Source organism: Pantoea sp. GbtcB22 (genome assembly GCF_019091025.1).
Classification (GTDB): domain Bacteria; phylum Pseudomonadota; class Gammaproteobacteria; order Enterobacterales; family Enterobacteriaceae; genus Pantoea; species Pantoea leporis.
On the sequence record NZ_JAGXKB010000465.1, the window covers coordinates 1 to 253 of the forward strand.

Genomic DNA, 253 nt, shown 5'->3' on the forward strand with positions numbered 1-253 from the left:
ATCGCTTGCGCTTTGCGATCGCATGCGCTGCCTATCCCCCGTCATGATCCTGCTCACCAGCGCCGCCCTGGCGGCGCAGTCGGCGCCGACCTGGTCGGTTCCTGGCGCCCCGCGCGAGCTGCAGCCTGTTATCGCGCGCGCAGATGTGATGATCGCCGCGATGCACAACTCGGTCCTGCGGGAGCTGACCGATCCGCTGGCCCAGGGGGACGCCGCCCAGGCCGTGGACTCGTGTCACATCGACAGCCGCCTT

At 69.2% G+C, this 253-nt stretch carries 1 protein-coding gene; it reads left to right on the forward strand.

Annotated features, from left to right (window positions below; all coding sequences use genetic code 11):
• Nucleotides 1–253, forward strand: a 253-nt coding sequence (locus KVT28_RS25740) for a hypothetical protein (protein WP_217551076.1), incomplete at both ends; no start/stop codon positions are given.